Source organism: Pseudorhodobacter sp. (assembly GCF_030452865.1).
Taxonomy (GTDB): Bacteria; Pseudomonadota; Alphaproteobacteria; order Rhodobacterales; family Rhodobacteraceae; genus Pseudorhodobacter.
The window spans coordinates 1-8,619 of record NZ_JAKDLJ010000122.1 but is presented as its reverse complement, the minus strand read 5'-3'; the positions used below and the strand labels follow the sequence as shown (position 1 = coordinate 8,619).

The 8,619-nt window shown below is 59.6% G+C and carries 7 protein-coding genes; 3 read left to right on the top strand and 4 right to left on the bottom strand.

Translation table 11 applies throughout. From position 1 onward, the window contains the following. Positions 1-224 precede the first annotated feature (224 nt). Both L0H65_RS09110 and L0H65_RS09105 read right to left on the bottom strand, forming a co-directional pair. A complete protein-coding gene (locus L0H65_RS09110; protein ID WP_301458558.1) occupies positions 225-1,433 on the bottom strand; it encodes a PAN domain-containing protein in 1,209 nt (402 codons plus the stop codon). Between the two features lie 294 nt (positions 1,434-1,727). After that, positions 1,728-3,512 carry a UPF0149 family protein gene (locus L0H65_RS09105; protein WP_301458557.1) on the bottom strand — a complete coding sequence of 595 codons (1,785 nt, stop codon included), beginning with the start codon at positions 3,510-3,512 and terminating at the stop codon, positions 1,728-1,730. A gap of 586 nt (positions 3,513-4,098) precedes the next feature. Here L0H65_RS09105 and L0H65_RS09100 point away from each other — a divergent pair. Continuing rightward, positions 4,099-4,527 (top strand): thermonuclease family protein, encoded by a 429-nt coding sequence (locus tag L0H65_RS09100; protein ID WP_301458556.1) that lies wholly within the window; start codon positions 4,099-4,101, stop codon positions 4,525-4,527. A 38-nt stretch (positions 4,528-4,565) separates the two neighbouring features. Here L0H65_RS09100 and L0H65_RS09095 read toward each other — a convergent pair whose 3' ends face one another. Together L0H65_RS09095 and mobC are read right to left on the bottom strand one after the other, a co-directional pair. Then, a complete protein-coding gene (locus tag L0H65_RS09095; RefSeq protein WP_301458555.1) occupies positions 4,566-6,389 on the bottom strand; it encodes a relaxase/mobilization nuclease domain-containing protein in 1,824 nt (607 codons plus the stop codon). Next, complete coding sequence (gene mobC, locus L0H65_RS09090) at positions 6,382-6,768, bottom strand: plasmid mobilization relaxosome protein MobC (RefSeq protein WP_301458554.1); 387 nt, start codon at positions 6,766-6,768, stop codon at positions 6,382-6,384. Before mobC ends, L0H65_RS09095 begins: the two co-directional genes overlap by 8 nt. Before the next feature lie 574 nt (positions 6,769-7,342). On the opposite strand from mobC, the gene L0H65_RS09085 reads away from it, so the two are divergent. Continuing rightward, the gene (locus L0H65_RS09085; RefSeq protein WP_301458553.1) at positions 7,343-8,203 is read left to right on the top strand and encodes a division plane positioning ATPase MipZ; all 861 of its coding nucleotides are present in this window, start codon (positions 7,343-7,345) and stop codon (positions 8,201-8,203) included. Continuing rightward, on the top strand, positions 8,203-8,619 hold a 417-nt coding region (locus L0H65_RS09080; protein ID WP_301458552.1), incomplete at its 3' end, for a hypothetical protein. The genes L0H65_RS09085 and L0H65_RS09080, both read left to right, overlap by 1 nt.

The window sequence follows — 8,619 nt, the reverse complement described above, 5'->3', positions numbered from 1 at the left end:
TCTCGCTCACCATGGATAAAAGTCGGGGGCAACGTCAGTGGCCTAAGCGAGCACTGGGGCGGCACGAATACGTGACAAGCCTAGCGGACTTCATCCGGGCCAGCGGTTGTTCCAAGCAAACAGGCCGTAGCCATGACTGTCTTTGGCATAGGCTCGTCAGAATCCCAACTTGCGCATCAGGGGCCGTCCAGACATGCGTCCTGACACCTTGGAGCAAGTCCGCACTATCGGAGAGACGTGACAACACCCGGCGTCGGCATCACCACCCCGTTCGAGGTCTTCGGCCAGCACCACTGCTTCGAGGTGACATATGATACGCCAGTACAGTCTGACGCGGAGATGCAGATCTGTTCACATTCTTCGAGCGAGATGCCGCGTATCCCTTTCTGCGTGAGATCACCGCCTTGGATGTCGGTGTCACTGTACCGGGTCATGCCCGGTTGCGCTGCCGTCTGCGCCACGGTGTGGCAGCTAGCCGCCAGCTCCGCAATCTTGGCGTCCTTGACCGATCCGTTGACCCCGAAGAACACGTCCCCGCCCGGTGTGGTCGCTATGACGCCGATCTCGGAATGCGCCTGCATGGCGCGCACAGAGTCTGGCGTCAAAGTGAAGGCCGACTTCAGGAGGCGGTCGTCCCGGTTGAGGAGCTGCGGATCCAAAACGTCATAAATGACCTCATTGATGACGACCTGGATCGTATCCAGCATTACGATCTCCGGCTCCGACAGCGACGAATACCCGATGATGCCTCTCGGCCCGCACGTGAGAAGCAACTTGCTCGCGCCGACCTCCGCGATCTGCTCGACAGACAGGACCAACCTTCCATCGATGTTTCTATATTCCACAGTTTCGGAATAGATGCCTTGGGTCAGAACATGAGCCTCGTTGAGCCTGTCTACGGATACCCAGTTCATGTCGTCGCTCGAAGCTGAGACGATGTCGTTCAGAAAGGTCGGCGAGACCCTGGCCTCCAGCAGGAAACCCGCAATCAGGGCCGTGAGAGATTGCGACAGATCAAGGGCATCCGCACCGGTGAGCCCCGCATTGTCTGAATAGAACTTATGGACCCCGATAAGAGCGCCCTCCGAGAGGTAGCGGTAGTCGGCCCCGAGGAAGGCATAGGCGCAGGAGCTGGCACAGATGGCACCGGGCTTTTCCAGCGTGCCAACCTGAGAGTTCGTTGTGTAGGGCAAGCTTTGGATGAAGCGGCCGATCTCCAAGCCCTCCATGAGGCTTCCACCGGGACTGTCGAACAGGAAAAGGGCGTTGTCGACTGTGTAGGGCGAGATGGCCGCCTTGATGCGCTGCGTGTCGCCCTCTTCGATCTCGCCGGTCAGCGTGACGTGGATGGTGGGCGGCCTGATCGGGCGAAGGTCGAGGTATTCGACGTCAATGTCGAGAGAAAGCGCGGGGGATCCAGCAAGCGCGACCAATATCGCTAGCATTAAGGGGCTACGCATCTTGATGAAAACATTCCCATGTGAAGTGCCGAGACGGTATCGGGGGAGAAATTGTTGGTCAATTAACGATCGCCCGAATTCAAGGGAACAGAGACGCTTCTGAATCGACAACCTGCCTCTGGCCACCGCCTTTCCGCCCTTCACGTCGGTCTAGGGCCGAAGATGCTGCTTAGTAACCGACTGTCCGCTTCAGCCAAATGCCGCAAGTTGCGTGCCGCACCTGCATCGGTCTGCTACCCGCCCTTTTCGACGCTCGAAGTCTTCCCACTAGCCTAGATTGCGCTCCTGTCGGAGTGCGACCAGCGCCGCAAAATCAGCCAAATCCGTGCTTGCCAAGCCAGCGCTCACAACCTCGAAGAGCCGCTTGTCCTCCTTGGTCATGCCCTTCTTTGGCCAAGCCGTCCGAAACTTCCCCATGGCATCCGAAAACCCGCTCCACCATTCCACCTGCCCCTTCTTCGAGCGGACGGATATCGCGGCAACGAGTTGGTAAGGGTCAGAGGCAACATCCGAGACCGCCTGGGCGCGCATCATAAGAAGGTCCATGAAGCGCTGGAATTGCGACGGGTTGATCCGTGGCAAGACCGGCTCCAGAACTGCAGGCAACCATTGGTTTGGCATGATCATCTGCGGCGCAATCACGACGCCGGTCATGTAGCCGTCGAGCCAGTCCACCGAAAGACCGGTGCCACGCAATAGCGCGACGACTTCACCCTTCCTTTCAGGCGCGGGTGCTTCCTGCGCCAGTTCTTCAAACGTCAAGCCCGGGTCGAAGTCCGGATCATCGCGGACCCAAGCTTCAATGGTCTGTTCATGTACATCAAGCATAACCGGGATCTTTTTCAGATCCCGACCATCCAGCAGAGCCATGGCGCAGGCGGCAAAACCGGTCGCGTCCGGGTGGAAGGCAGTCTCCAGAACATCGGCGGAACGGGCCAGAATGCGTGCCCACCAATCGCGTCGGGTCTCCAGCCATTTCCAAAGTGCCGTCTCTGCAGATTTCGCGCTGCGCGCCTTGTCGAGAACAGAATGGGCTGCATCGCTGTCTTCGAACCAGCTTTCGATTGTCTCGTGCCGATCCCACCATTCCTCGCTGGCGGTAATCAGATCCCCGTGCTGTCGCGGCGGAAGCGCTTGCGCTGCTCGTGTTGAGGCAAGATCAGCAATGAGGTCCGGTGTCGATTGAACCTCCGGCCGCAAACCGGCAAAACCACATAGACGGACAACCTCGATCAGCCCCGGAACGGGCGGCTGTCCATGGGTCAGACCATCTGCTAGCGCAATTGAAACGGCACGGCGCACATAGTCTGCTGTCACCGCCAGAGCGCCGACTTCTTCGGTCATGCGTTCGATGATGGATTTCTGATCAAGCGCCGTGCGACAAGTGATGGTGTAAGCGTCCTTCACACCCTGCCCCTGTTTCAGGAGCAGCATCGCCATTTTGCGCTGCGAACCGGATTGTAGCGCAATGCCGATGCTCTGAGCCCCTCCACCATCGGGCAAGGACGCATGAATGCTGTGCATCGTCCAAGGCGCCTGATCTGCTGAAGCTGCGACGCTCTTGCGCATCGCCTCTTTGAGCATGGCGTCCACCTTCGCCCGCGCGGCATCGTCGGGCATCCAACTGCGCAGGACGACCAATGACGCCAGAATTCGACCAGGCAGTTCAGCACTTGCAAGGCGATTGGCGAGGCCTTGTGCTGCTGTGAGGCGAATGTGCAGTGCCGGGTCAAGCAACCAGTAACAGGCCAGATCTGCATGAATGGCATCGCTTCGGCTGACCGAATAGGCCACGACATGATCACGCATGTCAGACGGCATGGCTGGGAAGCTTTCCGTCAGCGCGTGATGCAGAGCAAGCGGTTCGCCGTCTGCCTGCAGGGTGAGTTCAGCAAAGAGCCCTTCCAAGAGGGCGTCGCCTTCAGCAGGATTGGTCGCACGTCGACTGGTCGCGGGGACGACATCTTCGACTTGCAGTGCGAGAGCAGCGGGCGCAGGCAAGCCGTTTCGGGTCCAAAGCTGCGCAAAGAGCAGACTGTGGGCGGATGTCATCCGACCTTGTCCGTGCGCAAGGTCTAATGCCGCTTCGACTGCAACGATAAGGGTCTGACCACGTGCTTTGCCGTTTTCGCGGGCGATGCGGGCAGTATCAAGTCCTGCTCCCAGAAGGTCTAGCAAACCCTCGTCGCGTGGGCTTGGTTCTGCGATCGCGCAAATTCGTGCAACGATCTGACCGCCCAGGGCCGGCCGATGCAGCAGATCTAAGCCCAAACGTTCCAGAACCTCCCGGCGCGCTCCGAAACCGTCATTGCCTGCAGCTTTCAGAGCAGCCAATGCCTCATCGATCCTGCTCTTTGCCATTAGTCACCGTCCCGGACCGCGCGATTTCTGAGACCAGCCTACCAATGCCACTCTGACTTGTCAGGAAGTCACAGCATGATTGCAGTCCTAAAAACTTCGGCAGTTCGGCTAAAGAGCAAGCCCTCGGGCCCAACCCTTGGCGGCGCTGAAAAGTGCCTATTGCAAGCCTCCGTCAGCCCGCCGTCGGCACCCACACCTGTTTCGTCATGGTTTTGATAGAGGAAGCAACTTGCAGTGATATGACGAGCCGAGCGATAATGGTCGCATGAATAGACACTTGAGCCGTTTCAGACTTCGTCGCGCCGATCTCACTGGCATTTACCTATTGGTGGTAATCGGGATTGGATTACTGTTCCTTGAGGGCGGGATGGCTCGAGCCGAGGAAGCACCCATCCTTGAAGCACGTGTCAGCAAGGTTCTGGACGGAGACTCCTTCACGCTGAGCGGCGAGTCGCGTCGAATTCGTGTCTGGGGCCTCGATGCGCCGGAATGGAACCATCAAGGCGGCTCAACCGCCACATCGACCCTGCGCCGTTTGATATCCGGCAAGCACCTGCATTGCGCAGTTCTTGACGTTGATCGATATGGACGCCTCGTTGCCCAATGTATTCTGCCCAACGGCCGAGACATTGCGGCAGAGATGATCCGCTCCGGCGCTGCCACCGAATACTGCCGATATTCCGGCGGCTACTACGGCACGTGCTAGAATCCTTAGCGCAACCCGGACGAGGGCATTGAGCGCAATCACCGCTCCCAATCATGCTCGCCCCGAGCAGGAGTTGACGCGAGCAGCCGCTCAGCCTGCCGTGCCTCTTTCAGCGTCAGCCCGAGCGCCACATGCGACTTAGCCGAAGAAACGATGGCCCGCGCGATCCACATCCGCTGGTCCGCATCCTCGAAATCCCCTGCCAGCGCATCCGTCCGGCCGCTGGCGAGATCCGCGACAACCCCTTTGCCATACCGCTGCCGCAACTCGTCGGCGAACCGCTCAGCATGAGCATCTCCCCGGAACTCAACCTTGCCATCCGCCTGCATGATACGGCCCATCGACCCAAGAGCGCGCAGCAATCGGTCGTTTTCCGGCTTTACCTCATGTGCCCGGGCATGATCGATCAACTTGGCCGCCGCCTCGTAGAAACCTTCGAGTTCTTCGATGACCTTCCGGCCTTGATCCGGGTTATGAAGATCGGCACGCCGCCGCCCAGAAATGGCCAGCAGGTCACTGCGCACCCAGTCGCGTTCTTCCCAGGCACTGGCGGCACCGGTTTCCAGCCGCTCGGCCATCCGGTCACCGCGAAGACCCATAGACATTGCTTTGCCGACGATGTCCGTTTTCAGCCGCACTGCGGCACCTGGCTGCAGATCAACTGCCTCCCTGCCCTGCGTCAGCCGGTCACCCTCAAAACCGGTCGCGTAAAGCTTGGTCTGCGGCATCATCTGTAGCAGCTGCGCGCCGCGCGCATCGCCCAACCCCTTGGCGATGTCGATGACATAGCCATAGAGCTCGTCCCGCATTTCCTTGCGCTCGGCGACAGGCATCTTCCGGATCTTGCCCTCCGCCTCAGCCATCCAGCCGCTGAAATGTCGATCCAGATCGGCTCTCTCCGCCGTGGCCACATCACCCAGAAAAGGCTGCAACACCCCGCCCCGCCGCATGGCCTCTTCTGCCTTGGCAATCTTCTCGCCAATCTCTGGCAGACCCGTCAGCGCTGCGACATGGCTCAGACTGCGCATGGCATCCGCCGTGCGTGCCATCGTCGCCAGCGCATCCTCCAGCGCCTTACCCTCGCGCGGCCGCTCTTCTGGCGCTCGGCCCTCAACTCGCGCCCGCTCGATCTCTGCCCGCGACGGTCCATAGGTCAGCAACCCACGCTCGGCGCGAGAAGTGGCATCGAGGAACACGCCCTCCTCGGCCGCGATCGCCACCATGCGCTCCTTCATGACGTCCAGATTGAAGGCATGCTCCTTGGCCATGAAGAACCAGCTATCGTTCAACGTGCCCCGGTTGTTCACGACCATGTGGACATGCGGATGCGCCTTGTCGGTGTGCAAGGCTGCGACATAGGACCAGACATCGTCCTGATGCTCGCCCAACTGAAACATCTCGAAGGCCCAGGCTTCAGCAATCAGCTTCGCCTTCTCAGGCCGAACATGAGACGGAAAACTCATCAGGAGATGGGTGGTGTGGCCGTTCTTCGGTGATCCGCGCCAATCTTCGACCCAGTTGCCGACGATGTCATTCCGCTCGTCCTTGGTCAGCCCCTTGGCATCAGCATCCAGCACGACCCCATTGCCGAAGATCGAGGCCGACTTCGAGAACAGGTAGTCCATCTGGGCGGCCAGCTCCTTGGCATTGGCCGTCCCACCCTTGCCGATCTTCTTCAGCACCGCCGCGTTCGACCCCAGCGAAAGCCGCCACAGCTGGCTGGCCCGCGTCGAGAAACTGAACCCGCGCTTGGGCGAAGACGAACCGTCCGCCTTCACCCGACCCTGCTGCGGCCGCAGGAAGTTGATCTCGCCAAGAACAGCCTCGGCAACCCCGATGGGACGCGACCCGAGCTTAACCATGGCGCGCGCCCTCCTGAGCTTCTACGAACTTGCGGAACAGCGCCACTCCCTGCCGCCGACGCTCTGCAATGATTTGGTTCAGCGCCTTGGCCACAATCGGCAGAGACCGGCGCAACTCATCGACCGATGCCCACTGCGCCTTGACCATCGGCGCCCTGCCCCGGTTCGCAGCCAAAGCAATCTGGTTCACGTTGGTGCCGATCTTGCCCAGCTCGTAACGAATTTCCTCCAGCTTGGCGCTGTCCTCCCGGCTGAACTCGAGGAAACCAGAGGCCATGCGCACTACTGATCGCACTCCATCGGACCGGGATTTTGCACCGAGCTGGGTGCAGAGCGCATCGAAGGCATGCAACTCTTCAGCAGGCAGGCGACAGCTCACGACTTGGCCCTTTTCCTCCGACCGTGGTCGTCCGCGCCCAACGCCTTGCTGCACAGCAGAATCAGAAACTTCATTGCCAACTTGGTCAGAAACACCGGACTGCCACTTAAGTCTAGTTTCGCGAGGATCTGATTTTAACGCCAACTTCTGTCACCGATTATTTGTAGACACATCGCATTTCCTGCCACTCTTCCTACCCCTTCCTTCACCTCCCTTTCAAGTGCAATCTAAGCGCGATTTATGCTCTTGCAGATTGTGCTGACCTTGGGTAACTCCCCCGCCACCGAATGCGTTTCGCTGATCGCGCAACACACAAGGTGAGACAGGGATGGTGTACCCCCAGCCACGTGGCCAGAGGTGAATTTTCCCTGAGAACGTGGGCCTAAAGCCTTGTTTTTGTTTGCCGTGTGGAGCCTGGCGTTCAGTGTTCAGGTTCCGGAGAAAGGAAGTGTGGGATGCGTCTTGTGGCATCAGGGATGTGTGTTCGGGGTTACGCCTTGTGATACACGCATTGCGCGATCAGATAAAAGACATACGCATCCAGTAATCAGATTTCGGATTAAAGAGATACGCCTTGCGCAATAAGATTTGCGCGAGCCGGTTTCTGATATCTGCAGTCTGCGTTCAGATTAAAGCGATGCGAGTTAAGATAAAAGATTTCGGCGATCCGCATTGCGCGAAACGCAATCGGCGAAGTGAGGAAGGTGGTATGGGTTACGGGATACGTGTTGTGCTGGTGATGAACCGCAAGGGGGGATCGGGCAAGAGCACCCTCTGTCGCGCCTTGGCTTCTGCTGCGGCTGCAAAAGGCGAGACGGTGACGATCTTCGACACCGATGCTTCAAAGTCCTGCCTCAAGTGGATGCAGGCGGGAAAGGAGGCCGGCAACTGGTCCCCCTTGGTTGAGGTGATCCACACGCTCGACGCCCACCGGGTGGCAGAAGCCATCGGGCAGATCTATGAGCAGCCCGATCAAGAGCACCTCATCCTGATCGACACCTTCGGCGGCGGATCAGAAGCGCAGGACGTTCTGGCGGTCGCAGCGCACCGGATCATCTGCCCGATGATGCTGTCGCGGGGCGATTTGAGCGAAACGATGGAAACGGCCAACTGGTATTTGAAGCTGCGTGGCCGCGTGGAAAAGCCGGGCGAGCTTGCAGGGTTTTCTGTATTGCTCAACCGGGTGCCTGTGCGGGTGTCAGAGACCGAGCGGGCGGTGGCTGAAGAGCTGTTCCAGTCCTTGCCAGCCCTTGAGACCTATCTTGGCAGCCGCGCCGCTTATGTTCGAATGGACAGAGAAGGGCTTCTCGGAGTGATCGCGGACAAGACGCCGAACCGGGCGCTTGCTGCGCACGTCCAGAGTGCCGTGAAGGAGGCAGGGGACCTTCTGGAAGAGATCGACCAGATGATCCTCAACCCGGCAGAGGTCGCATGATGGCACAGCGTAAGGACGTGATGCGGATCATTCGCCAAGACGCAGGGTTTTCGGCCAAGTTGGGGTTTGGCGGGAGGGTGGGCGAAAGTGAATTGGCCGATCGGCCCATCCCGGTACCGCCGACTTCGGTTGACGCCTTGGCGGCACCGAACCCTTCGGCACCGGCACTGGCAGCGACGACCACGCCAAGCCACAACACTGGCGAAGTTGGTGGCAGACCCGTTGGGCCCAAAGAAGAAGCCCGGGAAGAGGAGAAGGCCTTCGGCACCCAAATGGCTTGGGATGCGAAGGCGGCTGGCGTTGCTACGGGATCAGCAGCGCGCGGGCAGGTTGTCCATGTCTCATTGTCGCTGACCACCCGGCAGGCGCGGCTGGCAGAAGAGTGGGCCACGGCTGCGCGTTGCACCGTCCAGTTT